At 34.0% G+C, this 20,336-nt stretch carries 16 protein-coding genes and 3 pseudogenes; 7 read left to right on the top strand and 12 right to left on the bottom strand.

The genetic code is table 11. From position 1 onward, the window contains the following. Positions 1 to 91 precede the first annotated feature (91 nt). The 5 genes and pseudogenes from ACPWTF_RS21510 to hemN all read left to right on the top strand — a co-directional run bounded on the left by ACPWTF_RS21510 (position 92) and on the right by hemN (position 4,774). Positions 92 to 1,720 (top strand): acyl-CoA carboxylase subunit beta, encoded by a 1,629-nt coding sequence (locus ACPWTF_RS21510; RefSeq protein ID WP_427872982.1) that lies wholly within the window; start codon positions 92 to 94, stop codon positions 1,718 to 1,720. Positions 1,721 to 1,843: 123 nt separating this feature from the next. Then, a pseudogene (locus tag ACPWTF_RS21505) lies at positions 1,844 to 2,265 on the top strand (DoxX family protein). Positions 2,266 to 2,360: 95 nt separating this feature from the next. Beyond that, the gene (locus ACPWTF_RS21500) at positions 2,361 to 2,708 is read left to right on the top strand and encodes a hypothetical protein (RefSeq protein WP_427872980.1); all 348 of its coding nucleotides are present in this window, start codon (positions 2,361 to 2,363) and stop codon (positions 2,706 to 2,708) included. Between the two features lie 105 nt (positions 2,709 to 2,813). Continuing rightward, a complete protein-coding gene (locus ACPWTF_RS21495; protein ID WP_095930909.1) occupies positions 2,814 to 3,290 on the top strand; it encodes a hypothetical protein in 477 nt (158 codons plus the stop codon). A gap of 119 nt (positions 3,291 to 3,409) precedes the next feature. Then, positions 3,410 to 4,774, top strand: coding sequence for an oxygen-independent coproporphyrinogen III oxidase (hemN, locus tag ACPWTF_RS21490; RefSeq protein WP_427872978.1), 1,365 nt, complete (start codon positions 3,410 to 3,412; stop codon positions 4,772 to 4,774). Positions 4,775 to 4,794: 20 nt separating this feature from the next. Here the strand turns inward: hemN and ACPWTF_RS21485 are convergent, their stop codons facing one another. The 8 genes and pseudogenes from ACPWTF_RS21485 to ACPWTF_RS21450 form a co-directional block, all read right to left on the bottom strand. Beyond that, the gene (locus tag ACPWTF_RS21485) at positions 4,795 to 5,496 is read right to left on the bottom strand and encodes a sulfite exporter TauE/SafE family protein (protein ID WP_427872976.1); all 702 of its coding nucleotides are present in this window, start codon (positions 5,494 to 5,496) and stop codon (positions 4,795 to 4,797) included. 6 nt (positions 5,497 to 5,502) lie between these two features. Continuing rightward, a complete protein-coding gene (locus ACPWTF_RS21480) occupies positions 5,503 to 5,952 on the bottom strand; it encodes a FixH family protein (protein ID WP_427872974.1) in 450 nt (149 codons plus the stop codon). 12 nt (positions 5,953 to 5,964) lie between these two features. Beyond that, positions 5,965 to 7,383 (bottom strand): cytochrome c oxidase accessory protein CcoG, encoded by a 1,419-nt coding sequence (gene ccoG / locus ACPWTF_RS21475; RefSeq protein ID WP_427872973.1) that lies wholly within the window; start codon positions 7,381 to 7,383, stop codon positions 5,965 to 5,967. Positions 7,384 to 7,393: 10 nt separating this feature from the next. Continuing rightward, a complete protein-coding gene (locus tag ACPWTF_RS21470; RefSeq protein WP_320492419.1) occupies positions 7,394 to 8,332 on the bottom strand; it encodes a cbb3-type cytochrome c oxidase N-terminal domain-containing protein in 939 nt (312 codons plus the stop codon). Positions 8,333 to 8,334: 2 nt separating this feature from the next. Beyond that, complete coding sequence (locus ACPWTF_RS21465) at positions 8,335 to 8,529, bottom strand: cbb3-type cytochrome oxidase subunit 3 (RefSeq protein ID WP_095930915.1); 195 nt, start codon at positions 8,527 to 8,529, stop codon at positions 8,335 to 8,337. Positions 8,530 to 8,536: 7 nt separating this feature from the next. Continuing rightward, positions 8,537 to 10,723 carry a cytochrome-c oxidase, cbb3-type subunit I gene (gene ccoN / locus ACPWTF_RS21460; RefSeq protein ID WP_427872971.1) on the bottom strand — a complete coding sequence of 729 codons (2,187 nt, stop codon included), beginning with the start codon at positions 10,721 to 10,723 and terminating at the stop codon, positions 8,537 to 8,539. Between the two features lie 2 nt (positions 10,724 to 10,725). Next, on the bottom strand, positions 10,726 to 10,917 hold the full coding sequence (ccoS, locus tag ACPWTF_RS21455) for a cbb3-type cytochrome oxidase assembly protein CcoS (RefSeq protein WP_427872970.1): 192 nt from the start codon (positions 10,915 to 10,917) through the stop codon (positions 10,726 to 10,728). Positions 10,918 to 11,034: 117 nt separating this feature from the next. Beyond that, a pseudogene (locus tag ACPWTF_RS21450) lies at positions 11,035 to 13,418 on the bottom strand (heavy metal translocating P-type ATPase). A gap of 202 nt (positions 13,419 to 13,620) precedes the next feature. Here ACPWTF_RS21450 and ACPWTF_RS21445 point away from each other — a divergent pair. Beyond that, complete coding sequence (locus ACPWTF_RS21445; RefSeq protein WP_250835536.1) at positions 13,621 to 14,304, top strand: Crp/Fnr family transcriptional regulator; 684 nt, start codon at positions 13,621 to 13,623, stop codon at positions 14,302 to 14,304. Here the strand turns inward: ACPWTF_RS21445 and mazG are convergent. From mazG to def, 3 genes are all read right to left on the bottom strand, one after another. Then, entirely contained in the window at positions 14,301 to 15,071 is a 771-nt protein-coding gene (gene mazG / locus ACPWTF_RS21440; RefSeq protein WP_111424177.1) for a nucleoside triphosphate pyrophosphohydrolase, read from the bottom strand. The two genes, ACPWTF_RS21445 and mazG, sit on opposite strands and share 4 nt — an antisense overlap. A 100-nt stretch (positions 15,072 to 15,171) precedes the next feature. Then, on the bottom strand, positions 15,172 to 15,654 hold the full coding sequence (locus ACPWTF_RS21435) for a DUF5606 domain-containing protein (RefSeq protein WP_427872967.1): 483 nt from the start codon (positions 15,652 to 15,654) through the stop codon (positions 15,172 to 15,174). A 47-nt stretch (positions 15,655 to 15,701) separates the two neighbouring features. Then, complete coding sequence (def, locus tag ACPWTF_RS21430; protein WP_427872966.1) at positions 15,702 to 16,304, bottom strand: peptide deformylase; 603 nt, start codon at positions 16,302 to 16,304, stop codon at positions 15,702 to 15,704. Between the two features lie 199 nt (positions 16,305 to 16,503). On the opposite strand from def, the gene ACPWTF_RS21425 reads away from it, so the two are divergent. Beyond that, entirely contained in the window at positions 16,504 to 18,726 is a 2,223-nt protein-coding gene (locus ACPWTF_RS21425) for an FUSC family membrane protein (protein ID WP_427872964.1), read from the top strand. Positions 18,727 to 18,765: 39 nt separating this feature from the next. On the opposite strand, the pseudogene ACPWTF_RS21420 reads toward ACPWTF_RS21425, so the two are convergent. Beyond that, positions 18,766 to 20,260 (bottom strand): annotated as a pseudogene (locus ACPWTF_RS21420) (malate:quinone oxidoreductase). Positions 20,261 to 20,336: the final 76 nt, after the last annotated feature.

Genomic DNA, 20,336 nt, shown 5'->3' with positions numbered 1-20,336 from the left:
GCATACTATTTCTTAATTCGTGAAGCTACTCATTTATTTCAATTGATTTTGTAAATTAGCCAACACTATTTTATCAAATCAATACTACCTCATGGATTTAAACTTCAATAAAAACGAAGATCACAATAAATTACTTCTTTCTGAACTAAAACAAAAATTCGCCAAAGTAAAATTAGGCGGAGGCGAAAAAAGAATCGAAAAACTGCATGCTGAAGGTAAAATGACCGCTCGCGAAAGAATTGCTTATTTATTGGATGAAAATTCTAAAAGTATTGAGATTGGAGGGTTTGCTGGAGAAGGAATGTACCCAGAACATGGTGGCTGCCCTTCTGGAGGTGTTGTGGTGAAAATTGGCTACATTAGAGGCAAACAATGTATTGTAGTTGCCAATGATGCAACTGTAAAAGCCGGAGCTTGGTTTCCGATTACAGGAAAGAAAAATCTTCGTGCGCAGGAAATCGCGATGGAAAACCGACTTCCCATAATTTATCTTGTAGACAGCGCAGGTGTTTATCTGCCAATGCAAGACGAAATTTTTCCTGACAAAGAACATTTCGGACGTATTTTTAGAAACAACGCTCAAATGAGCAGCATGGGAATTACCCAAATTGCTGCCGTTATGGGAAGCTGTGTTGCTGGCGGAGCTTATCTGCCAATTATGAGCGACGAAGCTCTAATCGTTGACAAAACGGGAAGTATTTTCCTTGCTGGAAGCTATTTAGTAAAAGCGGCTATTGGAGAAACAATAGACAATGAAACTTTAGGTGGTGCGACAACACATTGCGAAATTTCAGGCGTTACCGATTATAAAGCCAAAGACGATAAAGATGCTTTAGATAAAATCAAAAATATTGTAGATAAAATTGGAGATTTTGATAAAGCAGGCTATAGCCGAATCAAATCGGAAAAACCGGCATTAGAACCCAATGATATTTACGGAATTCTTCCAAAAGCCAGAACCGAACAATACGATATGATGGAAATCATTAAGCGTCTGGTTGATAATTCAGAATTTGAAGCTTATAAGGAAGGTTACGGACAATCTCTCATTACAGGTTATGCCAGAATTGATGGCTGGGCTGTAGGGATTATCGCCAACCAAAGAAAAGTGGTGAAAACCAAAAAAGGAGAAATGCAGTTTGGCGGTGTTATTTATTCTGACAGTGCCGATAAAGCTACCCGTTTTATTGCCAATTGCAACCAGAAAAAAATTCCATTGGTATTTTTACAAGACGTAACAGGTTTCATGGTGGGTTCAAAATCAGAACATGGCGGAATTATTAAAGACGGTGCCAAAATGGTAAATGCTGTAAGCAATTCAGTTGTTCCAAAATTTACAGTTATTGTCGGAAATTCATACGGAGCAGGAAACTATGCTATGTGCGGAAAAGCTTATGATCCGCGATTAATATTTGCTTGGCCAAGCGCAGAACTTGCTGTAATGGGCGGAACTCAAGCGGCAAAAGTACTAGCGCAAATTGAAGCTTCTTCGCTTAAAGCGAAAGGAGAGAAAGTCGATGAAGCGAAAGAAACAGAGCTATTCAATAAAATAAAAGCACGTTACGATGAGCAGACTTCACCTTATTATGCAGCCTCAAGATTGTGGACAGACGCAATTATTGACCCATTAGAAACCCGAAATTGGATTTCAATGGGAATTGAAGCTGCAAACCACGCTCCTATTCAAAAACCATTCAATTTGGGAGTCATTCAAGTTTAAGGATTTAAGAATTCTTAAAGAAACATTAAATTAAAAGCAAGAAGCTTATTTTCAAGATGTTAAAAATAAATATTTAATTAAAAATTAGTAACTTAGTAATGTAATTTTTAATCACACAACATCATGGAAAATGTAAAAAGTTTGAATAAATGGGCAAATTCGCACACTTATTTACCAGTTGATTTAGTACGTATTGTTTTGGGTGGATTTTTATTTATGAAAGGTGTCTCTTTCGTCACCAATATTCAATACCTGCATGATTTGATTTCCCCTATCGATAAGTATGGCGGAGGTATGTTTATGCTACATTACATTGCTCCTGCCCACATGATTGGTGGTATAATGATTATTTTTGGACTTTTAACCAGATGGGCAATAGCAGCTCAATTACCCATTTTATTCGGGCCGTTCTCATTAACTTTATGGGACAAATGCACTCCGAAAGTTTAGTTTTAGCATTAATCATTTTATTTGTCTGCATTTTTTTCCTATTTTATGGAAGCGGTAAACACTCGGCAGATTACTATTTTAAAATGCAACAATAACTCTTAAGCCCCCATTTTATTGGGGTCTTTTTTTTGAGTGTTAATTAATTCTATAAAATTTCTTTAATTGCGTTTTATGACTTAAATTCGCCGGCATGAATTGGATTCGTAAAACCGTTATTTTCATTACGCTTTTGCTAGCGGGATTGTTTGCTTATCAGGCAGACCAAGATTCTGCACGCATAATCGAAACAGAAAAATCGGATACCAATTTCTGTAAAGACGTTTTAGATTCTTCTGCATTTATACAGCCTCAGGGAAGTTATCAGTTTGCGGCAAACATCAAAACAAATCCTAGCGGAATTATTAAATGTTTTGACACGCTATTACCGCTAATTCCACAGCATCAAACCGTTACTTATAACACAGCATATACTAAACTCTTTACTACTCAAAGTAAAAAGGTCTCGGTCATACTTTATGCTTTCCATTTTTTCTGGTAAATAAATACTTGATTTTTCCCTAGAAGATTATTCTTCTAGCACTTAATTAGCCGTTTTCAAACTGAAAACCGCTTTATCTCATTTATTTATTTCATTAAAAACATCATGGAAACTACTACCACCATTATGGGTATTGTGATTCTGATTATTGTCGCTATCCCAGTATATTTTTCTGCGCGCTCATCTGCAGCTAGCAAATCAAGAATTTTAAACATCAAGAAAAGATTCAATCCAAATCATCCTGAAGATTTTGATTTGACGGAATCTATCAACAATAAAACTTTAACGATTGATCAGAAAAATAATAAATTCATTTTGATGAATTTCAATCCAAATCAACAGGAATCAACCTATGTCGACTTAAATACAATTGCTTCCAGCAAATTAATTCCGACAACAGATGCTGGTTCAGATACAATTATCAAAATTGATTTCGAATTTCAAGAAAAAGAAACATCAAAAAAAATATTAATTCCATTCTATGATTTTGATGATGACCGCATCAAACAGATTAGTGTCTATCAAGATCATCAGTTTGCGAAAAAATGGCTTAAAATCATCCAAGATTCTATATCACGTTAGTTATTTAATTCAGTAAAGAGACTCAATTTTGGGTCTCTTTTTTTTACAAGTTATATGATATTTGTCATTTTATGTCTTCGCCTTAAGTTTTAATTTTGATGAAAACTAAATCCGTCGTTATGAAAATTTCTTTGACACAAAAGTACAATGTCCCAGGTTCAAGATATACTAGTTATCCGACAGTTCCATATTGGAACGAAGCTGACTTTACATCAGAAAAATGGATTACTACTTTAAAACAATCATTCTCAGAAAGCAATTCAAAGAACGGAATCAGTTTATACATTCACCTGCCTTTTTGCGAAAGCATGTGCACTTTCTGCGGATGCAACAAGCGTATTACCAAAAATCATTCAGTAGAAGAGAAATACATTCAGGCCGTTCTTAAAGAATGGAAAATGTATTGTGATTTACTTCCAGAAAAGCCCGTTATTAAAGAAATACATTTAGGTGGAGGAACTCCAACATTCTTTTCAAAAGAAAATCTGGAGAGCCTTATAAACGGAATTTTTAAAAATGCTGTAAAAGCAGCAAATCACGAATTTAGTTTTGAAGGACACCCAAACAATACAACTTACGAACAGCTTAAAAAACTTTACGAATTAGGCTTTCGCCGAGTAAGTTTTGGAGTTCAAGATTACTCTGCAACTGTTCAAAAAGCTATAAATAGAATTCAGCCATTTCATAATGTTGCCAAAGTAACTTTTTGGGCAAAAGAAATTGGCTACACTTCAATTGGACACGATATTATCTTTGGACTTCCATTTCAAACCATCGAAGATGTAATTGATACAGTTGAAAAAACCAATTCATTAAAACCAGATAGACTAGCGTTTTACAGTTATGCACACGTGCCTTGGATAAAAGGGAATGGACAACGTGGTTTTAATGACGAAAATCTGCCTAAAGATTCGGAAAAAAGAAAACTGTATGAAATTGGTAAAAAACTTTTAATTCAAAACGGTTATCATGAAATTGGCATGGACCATTTTGCTTTAACAGACGATAGTTTATATAAAGCCGCACATAATGGAAATCTGCACAGAAACTTCATGGGTTATAGCGCTTCAAAAACGCAGGTTATGATTGGACTTGGCGTCTCTTCTATTAGCGACAGCTGGTATAGTTTTGCACAAAACACCAAAAGTCTAGAGGAATATTACGAGATTTTAGAGTCTGACCAACTTCCTGTTGTAAAAGGCCATATTTTGAACGCTGAAGATCTAATTATTAGAAAACACATTCTGAATTTAACCTGTGAATTGGAGACTTCCTGGAGTGGAGAATCTCTAAATTTTGCCGAACTTCCTGAGGTTATTATTGCTTTAAAAGAAATCGAAAACGATAATTTAATTATTATTGAAAGTAATAAAATCAAAATTACAGAAGAAGGAAGGCCTTTTGTACGTAATATTTGTATGGCTTTTGATTTACATCTAAAAAGAAAGTCACCGGAAACAAATTTGTTTTCGATGACCGTATAAAATCTTTTTAAAATATCTTTTTAATGGCAGTTTGGAGTCTGCTGCACAAATAAACTCATGTTTGAAGGAGAAATATAAGGAATACCTAATCCTAATCCGCGAAGGATAAATAAAACTCCAATTATAACTGCTACATAAGGAATTGCCTTTTGAATTTTGTTTTTTAAAGGCAGTTTCAGCAATGTATTGACATAAACTACAATCGTCATCAAAGGAATTGTTCCGATTCCAAACAAAAGCATATAAAGTATACCAAGACCTGCGCTCTGCATGGCAATTGCTCCAAACAAAGCAACATAAACCATTCCGCATGGTAAAAATCCATTTAGAAGACCAATTGTAAAAAGAGATTTATAACTCTTGTTTTTAAACTGACTTCCAAGATTGCCTTTAACTTTTGAAATGATTTTGTATACTGGTTTAGAAAAATTGTATTGAGCAAATTTCTTCTCAGGAATCAAAACCAAAACAATCATAATTACACCAATAATTATTGACATTTTCTGCTGTAATCCTGCGAGAAAAAAACCTCTTCCGAGCAATCCAAAAATCAGCCCAATTGCTGAATACGCGGTTAATCGACCAAAATGATATGTCATAATCTGTGTTACTCTTTTGGCTTCATTTTGCCTGTCTACAGGAAGCATCATAGCAATTGGCCCGCACATTCCAACACAATGCAGACTACTGATCAAACCTAAAAATAAAGCAGAGAATAACATTTTGATTTAGTTTACGTAAATGACTTCTTTAGTGAGATATTTTTTTCCTTCATATTGCCATTCCATATTCACATCCCAACGACCCTTTATTAGTTTTTTCTGTGGAATAATAATTTCTGAATTGTTTAAAGCAATTTGAGTATTAAAATCGAATTTTTTGTTTGAAGGTCTATACAGTTGAATATTACCTTTCACCTTGTCACTTTCAAATCCTGCAGGAAAGATTACCGCTACACCATCTTCAGTATATTTGATTGATGGTTTATGTTGTAAATCGTGTGCATTTTGAATCCTTGCCATTTCGTCCTGAAAGTGCGTATCGTGTTTGTAATATTCTTCAACTACCAAATCATTATCGTATTTAGAATTTGACTGCACTTCAAAAACAAAATATAAAATAAATGTCATAAACAATCCGAATGCAATGACGATTCCAGTTCCCCAATTAAATTTCATAATACTATATTTTTAATTAAAACTACGTGGTCCTAAGAAATTTGTTGTTGTTGTTTCTATGAGTTCAGAACCATTATAAACTCCTATTTTTACTTTTGTTTTATCGCTTTCCAATAAAACTTCATCGATTTCAATGAATAATGTTCCTTGAGAAATTCCTTCTTTTGCAACCTTAAAATGTCTCTTACCAACATTTTTAATTTCTCCCTTCTGATCTATTAATTCAAAATGAATATCGTTGTAATCTTTCATCGTTTTGTTTACAATTTTATAGGTGTAAACGTTACTAATTTTTTCTCCATTATGCTGGAACAACTGACCAGGCAAACGTAAAACTACTGCTTGTACATCTGTTCTTAAAAATAGCATTCCAACAAAAATACTCAATAAAATAAAGAGAACAGCTGTATAACCTTTCATTCTTGCTGTAAACTTAAAAGGTTCTTTTTTGGCAATTTCATCTTCCGAAGCATAGCGGATAAGGCCTTTTGGCAGTCCAACAGATTCCATAATATGATCACACTCATCGATACAAGCTGTACAGTTTGTACATTCTAACTGTGTTCCGTTTCTAATGTCAATTCCCATAGGGCAAACATGAACACATTGAAGACAATCAATACAATCTCCTTTTCCTGTTAATGCTCTATCTTCTTTTTTATTGAATTTTGCACGGCCTTCTTCTTTTTCACCTCGTACAAAATCATAAGCAACATTTATAGATTTATTATCTAGAAGAACCCCTTGTAATCTTCCGTACGGGCAAGCAATAATACAAACCTGTTCACGAAACCATACAAAAACAAAATAGAAAACTCCAGTAAATATTAATAATGCTATAAAATTGCTTGCCTGTTTTATCGGGCCTTGCTCAATCATTAAAAATAATGTGTCGCTTCCTACCAAATAAGCAAGAAAGACATTAGCAATAAGGAAAGAGATCAAAAAGAAAATAGTCCACTTAATCAGTCTTTTTCTAATTTTTTCTGCATTCCATTCTTGTTTCGCTAAACGAGTTTGAGCTCCGCGATCTCCATCGATCCAATATTCTATTCGACGGAAAACCAATTCAAGAAAAATAGTCTGCGGACAAATCCATCCACAAAAAATCCTTCCAAAAACAACAGTAAATAAGAGTATAAATACAACGCCGATCAGCATTGAAATTACGAAGAGATAAAAATCCTGTGGCCAAAAAGGGAATCCAAAAATATTAAAACGACGTTCGATAATATTGAACATCATAAACTGATTCCCATTAACCTTGATAAAAGGATTTATGAATAAAATTGCCAACAAAACATAGCTGACAATTTTTCTATAATCATAAAATTTACCAGACGGTTTTTTAGGAAATATAAATTTTCGTTTTCCACCTTCATCTATTGTTCCAATGGTATCTCTAAAAGCTTCGTCTGGTAAATTTGACATGATATTCTAATTATTTTTTAACTTGTGTGGTATCTTTTGGTGCTGCAGCGGCCGCATCTGTTTTGGGAGCACTATCATCTACCCAAACTTCTCCTTCAGCTTCTTTTGGATCTTTAGGATTACTTCCTTGTAAAGAAAGAATATAACTTGCCACTTTTTGTATTTCTTTTGGTTTAAGGGTTCCTTTCCAAGCAATCATCCCTTTTCCATCTCTACCTCCATTTGTAATAGTGTGGAATAGATTTTTAATTCCTCCTCCTAAAATCCATTTATCATCTGTAAGGTTAGGCCCAATTTGACCTCCTCCATCTGCACGGTGGCATGCGGCACAATTGGTTGTAAAGATTGTTTTACCTTCATCCAAACTCGGTGCATCAGTTAGTAAAACAACCGTTTTTTCATCCATTAAATCTGGTGCTGTTTTCATGTACTCTGCAACATCAATCTTTGCTTGAGCTAATTCTTTTTTCAGCTCCATTTCTTGATCATCGGCTCCTAAAACATCGTAACGAACTACATAGATTACTCCAAAAATGATACAGATGTAGAATAAATATACCCACCATGGCGGTAAATTATTATCTAATTCTTTGATTCCGTCATAATCATGATCCATCAATAAATCAGCTTCTTTCTCAATCGGTTCTGTTTTAGTCAATTTATGCATAAGGTTTTTAAACCAAGTGCTTTCTTTGAAGCTTAAACTTTCTTCAAGTTCTTTTTGCGCTTTTTCTTCTGGTGACAGCAATTGATACATCACTCGATTTACAGCGCTAAGCGTAATTTCGATTGCAATCAGAATAAATAAAAAGACGAATAAAAAGAGGGCTACCATTGGGAACTTTACAAAAGCGGGCTTATCGCCTGAGTCTATAAAATATTCCATCAAAGCAAATACGATGAAGAAAATCAACGGTACTCTAACATATACTGGGAAAAACTTTTTCATTTTTATCTATCTTTTGTAATTACACTAAGTCCTTCATCTAAAGGTATATTGCTCATTTCTTGAATTTTTTCTTTTCTATAAGAGAATACCCAAACGCCTAATCCTACAAAGAATAAGAAGAAAATTAAGAGGGAAATAATCGGGTAAACTTCTATACCCGATATTGTTTCCATATTGTGTTTTATTTGTTCAAACATAATGCTGTTATTTTGAAGTTTCTTTTACTTTAATATCAGTACCAAGTCTTTGAATATAAGCGATCAAAGCAACTATTTCTCTTTCGTTCATCGGAATGAATTTCTCGCCTTTTGCTTCAGCTTTTTTGCGGCTGTCTTCATAACTCTTAACAAAATCAGGATCGCTTTCTAAGTTTTTTTCTATCTTAACAGCCTGCTCTCTTAAAGTTCTTTGTGCATTAGCAACTTCTTCTGGAGTATATGGCACCCCTAAAGAAATCATAGCTTGCATTTTCTTCTGAGTCAATGAAATATCCATTGGTTTATTATCAAACAGCCATTTATACCCTGGCATAATTGATCCAGCAGATGTACTTTGTGGATTCCACATGTGGTTAAAATGCCAATTGTCATTATACTTACCACCTACTCTTAACAAATCTGGTCCAGTACGTTTTGATCCCCATAAGAATGGATGGTCGTAAACAAACTCACCCGCTTTTGACTGAACTCCATAACGTTCAACCTCACTTCTAAATGGACGAACGGACTGAGAGTGACATCCAACACAACCTTCTCTAATATATAAATCACGTCCTTCAAGCTCTAACGGCGTATATGGTTTTACACTTGAAATAGTTGGAATATTTGATTTTACCATTATTGTTGGAACAATCTGAATAATACCTCCAATTAAAATTGCAATAGTTGCTAAAATGGTTAACTGGATTGGTTTTCTTTCTAACCATGAGTGGAATTTCTCTCCACTTAATCTACTGCTTTTTATTGTTTGCAAAGCTGGAGCCTGAGCCAATTCATCTTCAATTGTATTACCAGCTTTTACAGTCATAATAATATTATAAACCAAGGTCAGCATACCTATTAGATACAAACTACCTCCAATAGCTCTCATCCAATACATTGGCATAATAGCCGTTACGGTTTCAAGGAAGTTACCATAAGTTAAAGTACCATCTGGATTAAATTGTTTCCACATTGATGCTTGTTGGAAACCAGCCACATATAACGGAATTGTATACACAATAATACCTAAAGTCCCAATCCAGAAATGGAAGTTTGCTAATTTCTTAGAGAATAGCTCTGACTTTGTCATTCTTGGAATCAGCCAATAGATAATACCAAATGACATGAAACCATTCCAAGCTAAAGCCCCTACGTGTACGTGTGCTACGATCCAGTCCGTATAATGCGCAATAGCATTTACGTTTTTTAAAGATAACATCGGACCTTCAAAAGTTGCCATACCGTAACCTGTAATTGCCACTACGAAGAATTTTAAAACGGGTTCTTCACGAACTTTATCCCAAGCTCCTCTTAATGTAAGAAGACCATTGATCATACCCCCCCAAGATGGCGCAATTAACATTACTGAGAATGCAACCCCAAGATTCTGAGCCCAGTTTGGCAATGCAGAATATAATAAGTGGTGAGGCTCTGCCCATATATAGATAAAGATTAAAGACCAAAAGTGAATAATAGATAATCTATAAGAATAAACAGGTCTGTTTGCAATTTTTGGAACGAAATAGTACATTAATCCCAAGAACGGAGTTGTAAGGAAGAATGCTACCGCATTATGCCCGTACCACCATTGCACAAGCGCATCCTGAACACCTGCATATACAGAGTAGCTTTTTAAAGCTGAAACCGGAATTTCTATATTATTAAAGATATGAAGTACTGCTACCGTTACAAATGTTGCTAAATAAAACCAGATTGCAACATACAAGTGACGCTCTCTACGACGCAGCATGGTTCCAATCATATTGATTCCCATTACCACCCAAATTAAAGCGATTGCAATATCAATTGGCCACTCTAGTTCTGCATATTCTTTAGAAGAAGTATAACCTAACGGAAGTGTAATTGCGGCTGCTACAATAATTAACTGCCATCCCCAGAAATGAAGGTTACTTAAAAAATCACTAAACATTCTGGCTTTTAGCAATCTTTGTAGCGAGTAGTACATACCAGCAAAGAAGGCATTACCCACAAAGGCAAAAATAACTGCATTGGTGTGTAACGGTCTCAAACGGCCGTAACTAAGCCACGAAATCCCATCTGTAATGTTGGGAAAAAGGTACATTACCGCAAGGGTAAGCCCCACTAACATACCCACAACACCAAATAGTATTGTGGCGTAAATGAATTTTTTTACAATTTTGTTGTCGTAATAAAACTGTTCCATTTCCATAATTATACTTGTTTTTCTTCGATTGGTGAATTATTATTTTGGGAATTAATTTTGGTTTCGTCATCAAAAAGAATTCTGACTGAAGGGGTATAATCATCATCGTACTGTCCAGACTTGACAGCTGCGATAAAGGCAACAAAGAAACAGATTGCCACAAAAATACTTACTGAAATTAATAGATAAATAACACTCATACCTTAGATTTATATTAACAAAATTACTTCGTTAAGGGCGTATAAAATATGATAATTATCATAAACAAAAAGATTGTTAAATTTATAAAAAAAATCTTATAATACAAATTATAGTTATTATAAATTTCTGCTACTGAAATAGTTAGACATTAAAGTTACAAAACTCACAATAGTAATTGTACTCAATGGCATAATGATAGCAGCAACTAACGGAAGTAGGTTTCCTGTAACTGCAAATGCAAGTCCAACAACGTTGTAAAGCAAGGAAAGTCCGAAACTCATTTTAATAATAGAAATCGCTTTATGTGAGAGCTTTAAAAAGTAGTTCAAACGTGAAAATTCTGTTGCATCAAGAATTGCATCGCATGCAGGCGAAAAGACATTTACATTCTCTGAAATAGAAATCCCGACGTTGCTTTGCGCCAGCGCTCCTGCATCATTCAGCCCGTCGCCAACCATCATTACATTTTGCCCTTTTTCTTGAAGTTTCTTTATGTATTCTAGTTTTTGTTCTGGTTTCTGATTAAAAATCAGCTCAGTTCCTTTTGGAAGAATCGCTTCCAAATTAGCTCTCTCACCATCATTATCTCCAGAAAGCACTTTGATTTTATAAGCTTTACTCAGATCTTCAAAAAGTTTTTCTAAACCTTCACGATATTGATTTTGAAAAGTAAATTTCCCCAAATAAACCTCTCCTATTTTGATATGCAACGCTGTTTTTTCAATTTCCGAACCATCTGCAACTATATCATGTACAAATTGTCCTGAACCAATTTTAATTTCTTTATTCTCAACAATTGCCAAAATTCCTTTTCCTGTAATCTCTTGAAATTCTTCTACAGCGACACGTTTAGCTTCTGGCAGAAAATCATACAGCATTCTGCTTAATGGATGATTTGATCCTCGTAATACATTTTTAATCCATACAATATCTGAATCCGAAATAGCATTTCCTTCATACATTATATTCGATTTTTTATTCGTTGTAATTGTTCCTGTTTTATCAAAAACAATCGTATCCACCTTAGCAAGTTGTTCGATTACAATCGCGTTTTTCAGATAAAATTTCTTTTTCCCTAAAATTCGTAATATGTTTCCAAAAGTAAACGGAGCTGTAAGAGCCAATGCGCAAGGGCAAGCCACAATTAATACGGCCGTAAAAACATTAAAAGCAGTATTGGCATCAATAAAAATCCAATAACCAAAACCACCAAATGCAATTAGCAATAAAATAGGGGTAAAATATCGACTTATTGCATCTGTTATGGTTTTGTGTTTCTGATCTACTTTTTTCTGAAAAATTTCATTACTCCATAACTGAGTCAGATAACTTTGCGAAACAGAATGCAATACTTCCATTTCTATTACTTTTCCAATCTGTTTTCCTCCTGCAAATATTTTATCTCCAGACTTTTTAGTAATTGGCACTGCTTCTCCTGTAACAAAACTATAATCTATCTCTGCGCTTTCGCTAATTAAAATTCCGTCAACCGGTATAAGCTCCTGATTTCGAATTAATAATCGATCTCCTTTTAATACATCATAAATAGCGACATTATCTTCGGTAGCATCTTTATTAATTTTAGTAACAGCAATTGGGAAATACGATTTAAAATCTCTTTCGAAACTTAAAAAACTATACGTTTTAATTTGAAACATTTTGCCAAGGAGCATAAAAAATACTAAACTGGCCAAACTGTCAAAAAATCCCGACGATCGTCCATTAACATATCGTATGTACTGCGAATAAACATTACAATAATTCCTAAAGCGATCGGAATATCAATGTTAAGCATTCTAGTTCTAATGCTGTGATAGGCAGAAATATAATACCCGCTTGCCGAATACAAGAAACTTGGTAATGCTAAAAGAAAAATCAGTAATCTGAAAAACGGTTTGTAACTATCCAACCAGAATTCTTTCATTTCGAAATATTCTGGAAATGAAAGCAGCATAATATTTCCAAAACAAAAAAATGCGACTCCAAGTTTATAAGTTAAACTCCTGTCTACCTTTGCTTTTGCTGTTCCGTAATTTTCTAGACTTATGTAAGGTTCGTAACCAATAGAGCTTAAACGATAAACAATTTCTTTTAAAGAAACGACATCTGAATTAAACGTAATTCTAACTTTCTTTTCGTGAAAGTTAACTTGAGAAGTACTAATTCCTGGTTGAAGACGATTTAGGTTTTCTAAAATCCAGATACAAGAACTGCAATGGATATGCGGAATATTGAGCGAAACAATCGATGTGTTTCCTTCCTGAAATTCCAAAACCTTTGCTAGTATGGTTTCATTTTCTAAAAAATCATATTTTCCTTTGATGTCTTGCGGAGTGGCGCCTGGAGACTTTTCAAAATCATAATAAGATGTTAGGTCATTGATGCTGAAAATTTCGTAAACTGTTTTACAGCCTGTGCAACAAAACTTTTTATCATCAAAATCAATTTCTTCATTTTGTTCAATAGTTAAACCACAATGAAAACAACTTTGCTCCCTCATAAACTTGTTTTTATTTGTTGCAAATTTCCAATTAAAGCATAATTTTTAAGATGACAATTATCATGTTATTTTGAAATCGGATTCCTAAATTTATAAAATAAAAAGCTCAAACGAGAGTAAACCCTAATTTATAATAATTTTACCTTATTATGGTCGTTAAAACCCTTAAATATGCTTATTTTTGCAGCAAACAAATATTGTCATGAATAAATGTGATCAATGCATTGTACGTCAGCTAAGCTCATTAAAAGCCCTTAACAAAGAAGAAGTCATTAAATTAGCCAGCAGTAAAACCTCTTACAAAATTAAAAAAGGTGAAGCCATTTTTGAAGAAGGCGAAGTAACCAATGGCGTTTTTTGTATAAAAGATGGTGTTGGTAAGCTTTCGAAATTGAGTGCAAACGGAAAAGATCAAATTGTAAAATTGGTTAAATCTGGCGAACTACTTGGACAGCGCTCGATGATTAGTAACGAGCCGGCAAACTTGACTGCAAAAGCGATTGCCGACATGGAGGTTTGTTTTATTCCTAAAACTGAAATCATCAATTTCTTTAACAATAACAATCAGTTTTCTTTAAATCTGATGCAGTCTGTTTGCGAAGATTTAAAAGAATCTGAAAACGAAAAAATTGCTTTAGTTCAAAAAACCGTTAAACAACGACTTGCCGAAACTTTATTGCAATTACATGACGAGTTTGGCGAAGACGCTGACAAAACGCTTAAAGTTCAGCTAACAAGAGAAGAACTTGCAGGAATTATTGGTACTGCAACAGAAAGCTGTATTCGCTTATTATCTGATTTTAATAAATTGGGATTAATAGAATTGGTTGGTAAAAAGATTATGCTTAAAGATGTTCGCGCTTTAAAGAAATTAGCCGACAACTAGAGTTTTTTAGCTTCATTCCAGAAAACGTCCATTTCTGTAAGTGTCATATCCATTAATGGCTTACCTAATTCGTTTGCTTTACTTTCTAAGTATTGAAAACGCTTTATAAACTTTTTATTGGTTCTTTCTAATGCGTCTTCTGGATTTACATTTAAGAATCTTGCGTAATTAATCATAGAAAACAAAACATCTCCGAATTCGTCTTCGATTTTATCTTGGTTTCCAGATTTTACCTCGTCTTGCAATTCTTGTAATTCTTCTTGAACTTTATCCCAAACCTGATGAGGTTCTTCCCAATCAAAGCCTACTCCTTTAACTTTATCTTGAATTCGGCTCGCTTTCACTAAAGCTGGAAGACTTCTTGGCACACCTTCTAAAACAGATTTTTTACCTTCTTTCAGTTTTAATTTTTCCCAATTTTGTTTTACTTCTTCTTCATTTTCTACTTTTACATCTCCATAAATATGAGGATGACGATGAATTAGTTTCTCGCAGATTTCATTACAGACATCAGCAATATCAAAATCATTGGTTTCGCTACCTATTTTGGCATAAAAAACAATATGAAGCAGTAAATCTCCCAATTCTTTTTTAACTTCATTTAAATCATTGTCCAGAATAGCATCGCCCAACTCGTAGGTTTCCTCGATTGTGAGATGTCTCAATGTCTGCAAAGTTTGCTTTTTATCCCACGGACATTGCTCACGAAGTTCATCCATGATATTCAATAATCTCTCAAATGCTTTTAACTGGTTTTCTCTGCTCATTTTGAAGTTTTCTTTTGATTTAAACTCGATTCTGTAAAATTAAAAAATCCTGTCAAGAAAACATCTTAACAGGATTATTTTATGTTTAAAAGAAAAATTACTATTCTTCTTTTTTAGCTTTTGCTTTTTTAGCTGCTGGAGCTTTTTTTGGTTTCTCCGCAGCAGGAGCTTCTTCTTTTGGTTCTTCAACTGCAGGAGCTAAGTCTGTTACTAAACCTTTTGCTTGAAGCGTGTTGTACCAATTTAATACTTTTTTGATATCTGATGGATAAACTCTCTCTTCATCGTAATCTGGAAGAATTTGTTTGAAATAAGCAGACAAAGTAGCATTATCTTCTTTATGAGAAATAGCTTGTCCTTTATTTTCTTTAACGGCAATCTGCTGCATTACTTCAGTTAACGGTTTTTCACCTTCATAAGTATAAATCGAAATTTCAGACAATAAACTTACATTGCTTTTTAGATTTACAGTAATCTTCTTCCCATCAATTAATGATTCCGCCACAAAACCTGTACGAGTTTGTACTTTTAATTCGTATAAACCTGGTTTTCCTGAAATGGCTAAAATTTTCGTTAAATTCATTTTTATTAAAATTAGTATTAAGAATTTGATTTATTTTTTGTTTCTAACTATTTAGAAAACTTACCTTGCTTTTTTAGCTCGAAAAATTTCATTCTATATTCCTGAGACGTTTTTCCCTCAGTAATATTTTTCAATTTCTTTTGGATTAAACGCTTCTTAAGAGATGATATTTTATCTGTAAACAAAATTCCTTCAATATGATCGTATTCGTGTTGGATAACTCTTGCGATTAATCCGTCAAATACTTCCGTTTTCATTACAAAATCTTCTTCACAATATTCAATTGTAACAGTTGGTTTTCTGTAAACGTCTTCACGCACATCTGGAATACTTAAACAGCCTTCATTAAATCCCCACTCTTCTCCTTCTTCTTTAACGATTTTAGCATTGATAAAAGTCTTCTTAAAGCCTTTCAAATCTTTTTGTTCCTCTGAAGGAAGATCCTCATCATCACTAAAAGGCGTTGTATCTATAACAAACAAACGAATTGGAAGCCCAACCTGCGGTGCTGCAAGTCCAACTCCATACGCATTGTACATCGTCTCGTACATATTTGCGATCGTTTCTTTTAGGTTTGGATATTCTGGTGTAACGTCCTGCCCTACTTTTCTTAAAACAGGATCACCGTATCCTACAATTGGTAAAATCATTTGTTTTTATTTATATTTAATATGCTGCAAAAACAGAATTAAAGTTATGCTATTTCAGCTGGCAAAAATAGTAAAAAATAGTCAAGAATGATTCTAATAAACTATTATATCGCATTTTTTACAAGCTGTTAAAAATCTCATCCATAATTATGCCAAAATCACTCCTACAATTCTTACCTTTGTTAGTAAACCTCTTTTTATGATTGATAAGATTTCAAAATTTACAAACAGCACTTCATTTTTCAATGCTTCCAAAGTAACTATTGCTTCTGTTGTTCCTGTTTTAGTCTTAAATTTTTTAGGCCATTTTGAAATTGGGTTCACCATCGCACTTGGAGCTTTTTACACCTATCCTAGTGATATTCCGAGTTCTCTTAGCCATAAAATAAAAGGATTAATTGCTGCGTCATTTATTGTTTCAGGCGTTAATCTACTTGTAAATCTCGTCTATCCATATCCTTTCCTTTTTTATATCTTTTTAGGATTTCTATTGTTTTTGTGCTCTATGATTTCGGTTTACGGGCAGCGAGCAACTCTGATTTCTTTCTCGGCTTTATTATCGATTTCTCTTTCTTTTGGACATTTACATGAAGGTTGGGAAGCTTTTGAATATTCTGGCTTTATTTTTATTGGAGGAATTCTATATTTGGTAGTATCTCTTGTTTTTCATTTTGTACAGCCCTATAAATATGTAGAATTACAAATTGCCGAAGGAATAAAACTTACTGCCAAATATCTAAAACTAAGAGGTGATTTATGGAGCCCTGAAGCCAATAGAAAAGCTATTATCGAGAAACAGCTGGCCGTACAGGTAGAATTGAATCTTATTCATGAAGATTTAAGAAAAATGCTGATTGGAAACCAGAATGCATCTGGAATTACAAGTCAGAATCGAAAAATGCTTTTAGTCTTTATTACTTTAGTCGAAATTCAAGAATTGGCGCTGTACACTTCTTTCGATCATAGCAAACTTCATGAAAAATTCGCTAAACATCCCGATGTTTTAAGAACGTATCAAAATGTTGCTTATAAACTAGCTTCAACTCTCAAGAAGCTTTCAAAAAATGTCCGTCATATTAGTGTTTATGTTGACAAACATGATTTGAAAAACGAATTGGATGCTCTAGAATTTGCCATTTTTGATTATGAAAAAACATTAGGCAAAGAAGAAGCCGCAGAAGGAGTTTTAATGCTGACCAATATGCTGAAATATGCTAAAAACCAGGTTGGAAAAATCAAAACCATTCAGCGCGCACTTTCTCTGGCCATGCAGTCTTATAAACTAAAAGACAAAGACAAGGAACTTGAAAAATTCCTTACGCCACAATATTATCCGTTGAGAACTTTAATCGAAAATTTAAGTTATTCTTCATCAATTTTCAGACATTCGATACGATTAACCATTACTATTTTAATCGGTTTCTTTCTCGGACAAGTGCTTCCATTTCAAAACGTATATTGGATTCTGCTTACGATTGTAGTAATCATGCGCCCTGGTTACGGCTTAACAAAGGAACGATCTTACAACAGGATGTTCGGAACTGTTTTGGGAGGATTTATAGCTTTCGGAATTGTATCGGTTATTCAGAATCACGTAGCATTGAGCATTTTCTCTATTGTATGTATGCTTTTGGGAATTTCATTTACCCAAATCAACTATAAGATAAGTGCGACATTTGTTACAATGTATGTCGTTTTTATTTACGGAATTCTTACCCCAGATATCAATGAGGTAATCCAATACAGAATACTAGATTCGCTTGCCGGAGCTATTTTAGCCTTTATTGCCAATCAGTTTTTATGGCCTGCGTGGGAATTTATCAATACACCAATTCATATCGAAAACACGATTCGAGCCAACAGGAATTACCTCAAAGAAATTGCAGATTTTTATAATAAAAAAGGTGAAGTTCCTACTTCTTACCGTCTTGCCAGAAAAAATGCTTTTGTTGAAATAGGCAATTTAATGACTTCTTTCCAGCGCATGATGCAAGAGCCAAAATCGAAACAGAAGACAATGCCTTTGGTGAACAAATTGGTAGTTTTAAACCACTCTTTATTATCTGCTTTGGCTTCATTGTCAACTTATATTCAGTCGCACCAAACCACTTCTGCATCAGATTCTTTTAATTATATCATCAAAACAATTTTAGCCAATTTGGATCATTCTATTTCTGTTTTAAGAAATGAAGTTATTATAAAGGATACCTTTTTTGAAAAAGAAGATGTGACTTTGCAATTTGAAGAATTAAAGCGAAAGCATTTTACGCGCTTAGCCGAAGATGATGATTTGGATAAGGAAACGCGTCAGGCTAAAATGCAGGAAGCACAAATGGTAATTGAACAATTGATCTGGATGAGTAATCTGGCAGAAAAAATTCTAAAAAACACAACCGACCTAAAAAAAACAAATCCAGATTAATTCATCTGGATTTGTTTTTTTATATAAATGAGGAAAAGCTTAATTTAATTTTAAAACTTCTGCTGTTTGTTTTCTAAGCTCTTGTAAAAGTTCTGGCTTATCATTTAAAGTCTGACCGTAAGAAGGAATCATTGTTTTTAATTTTGCTTGCCATTCTGGTGTTTTAATTTGATGCGTAAAACATCTGCTGATCAAATCAACCATAATTGCTACAGCTGTAGAAGCACCTGGAGAAGCACCTAATAAAACCGCCAACGTTCCGTCATGCGTATTAATTACTTCAGTACCAAATTCTAAAACTCCGCCATCTTTCTCATCCTTTTTGATCACCTGAACACGCTGTCCTGCTTTTTCCAATTTCCAATCTTTTGAACGAGCTGTTGGAAGATATTCGCGTAAAGCTTTCATTCTATCTTTTGGCGACTGGCGCACTTGCTCGATCAAATATTTTGTTAATGGAATATTGTGATATCCTGCAGCCAGCATCGGAATTAAATTGTTAGGCTTAATAGATAACGGCAAATCTAAATAAGAACCATTTTTCAAGAAACGAGTTGAAAATCCTGCAAATCGAACCAAAAAGAAGTGCTTTTTCTCCATCAATTACACGAGTATCGATATGCGGAACAGACATTGGAGGAGCTCCAACGCTTGCTTTTCCATATACTTTTGCTTGGTGTTTAGCTATTACCTCTGGATTTGTACATTTTAGCCATTGTCCGCTTACAGGGAAACCTCCATATCCATTTCCTTCAGGAACATTTGCTTTTTCTAATAAAGGAAGAGAACCTCCACCTGCACCAATAAATACAAATTTAGTATAGGCTTTACGAGTTTTTCCTGTCGACAAATCTTTAATTTTAATTCTCCAAGATTTATCTTCACGCTGTTTTAGTTTTTTAACCTCATGATTAAAATACAAAGAAACACCATCTAATTTTTCTAAGTAATTGAACATACTTCTTGTTAAAGCACCAAAGTTAACATCGGTACCAATTTCCATATGTGTTGCTGCTAATTTTTCGTCAGCAGTTCTGCCTTCCATTACCAATGGCATCCATTTCTGAAGTTGCTCAAAATCGGTGCTGAAAGTCATATCAGAGAAAATTGGATTGCTTTGAAGCGCCTCAAATCTCTTTTTTAAATAATCTACGTTTTTATCTCCCCATACAAAACTCATATGAGGTACGCTTTTAATAAAATTATCCGGAGACGGCACTTTATTTTGTTGCACTAAATAAGACCAAAACTGGCGAGAAATCTCAAATGATTCTGCGATGCTTATTGCTTTTTTAGGATCGATGCTACCGTCTGCCTTTTCTGGAGTATAATTTAATTCACAAAAAGCAGAGTGTCCGGTTCCTGCATTATTCCAAGCATCAGAACTTTCAGCTGCTGCAACATCTAATCTTTCGTAAATTTCAATTTTTATATCTGGTTGTAATTCTTTCAAAATTACTCCAAGAGTGGCACTCATTATTCCAGCGCCAATGAGTACTACATCACTATTTGAACGTATGGTTTCGTCAGGCATAACAGTATTTTTATTTAAAGTGCAAAGGTACTTTTTTAATTGCAAAAAAAAACTAATTTTTAGATGATAAAAGTTA

This window comes from Flavobacterium sp. MMS24-S5, from assembly GCF_050320125.1.
In the GTDB taxonomy this organism is placed as follows: domain Bacteria; phylum Bacteroidota; class Bacteroidia; order Flavobacteriales; family Flavobacteriaceae; genus Flavobacterium; species Flavobacterium tyrosinilyticum.
Note: the sequence above shows the minus strand (reverse complement) of the source record. Positions and strands in the feature narration are given on the sequence as shown.

Excerpts from the sequence above, each read along its gene's own strand:
- ccoN (WP_427872971.1), bottom strand. The coding sequence starts at position 10,723 with ATGGAAATGGAACAGTTTTATTACGACAACAAAATTGTAAAAAAATTC.
- ccoS (WP_427872970.1), bottom strand. The coding sequence starts at position 10,917 with ATGAGTGTTATTTATCTATTAATTTCAGTAAGTATTTTTGTGGCAATC.
- ACPWTF_RS21425 (WP_427872964.1), top strand. The coding sequence starts at position 16,504 with ATGATTGATAAGATTTCAAAATTTACAAACAGCACTTCATTTTTCAAT.
- def (WP_427872966.1), bottom strand. The coding sequence starts at position 16,304 with ATGATTTTACCAATTGTAGGATACGGTGATCCTGTTTTAAGAAAAGTA.
- hemN (WP_427872978.1), top strand. The coding sequence starts at position 3,410 with ATGAAAATTTCTTTGACACAAAAGTACAATGTCCCAGGTTCAAGATAT.
- ACPWTF_RS21470 (WP_320492419.1), bottom strand. The coding sequence starts at position 8,332 with ATGAAAAAGTTTTTCCCAGTATATGTTAGAGTACCGTTGATTTTCTTC.
- ACPWTF_RS21510 (WP_427872982.1), top strand. The coding sequence starts at position 92 with ATGGATTTAAACTTCAATAAAAACGAAGATCACAATAAATTACTTCTT.
- ccoG (WP_427872973.1), bottom strand. The coding sequence starts at position 7,383 with ATGTCAAATTTACCAGACGAAGCTTTTAGAGATACCATTGGAACAATA.
- ACPWTF_RS21465 (WP_095930915.1), bottom strand. The coding sequence starts at position 8,529 with ATGTTTGAACAAATAAAACACAATATGGAAACAATATCGGGTATAGAA.
- ACPWTF_RS21445 (WP_250835536.1), top strand. The coding sequence starts at position 13,621 with ATGAATAAATGTGATCAATGCATTGTACGTCAGCTAAGCTCATTAAAA.
- ACPWTF_RS21435 (WP_427872967.1), bottom strand. The coding sequence starts at position 15,654 with ATGAATTTAACGAAAATTTTAGCCATTTCAGGAAAACCAGGTTTATAC.
- ACPWTF_RS21485 (WP_427872976.1), bottom strand. The coding sequence starts at position 5,496 with ATGTTATTCTCTGCTTTATTTTTAGGTTTGATCAGTAGTCTGCATTGT.
- ACPWTF_RS21500 (WP_427872980.1), top strand. The coding sequence starts at position 2,361 with ATGAATTGGATTCGTAAAACCGTTATTTTCATTACGCTTTTGCTAGCG.
- ACPWTF_RS21480 (WP_427872974.1), bottom strand. The coding sequence starts at position 5,952 with ATGAAATTTAATTGGGGAACTGGAATCGTCATTGCATTCGGATTGTTT.
- mazG (WP_111424177.1), bottom strand. The coding sequence starts at position 15,071 with ATGAGCAGAGAAAACCAGTTAAAAGCATTTGAGAGATTATTGAATATC.
- ACPWTF_RS21495 (WP_095930909.1), top strand. The coding sequence starts at position 2,814 with ATGGAAACTACTACCACCATTATGGGTATTGTGATTCTGATTATTGTC.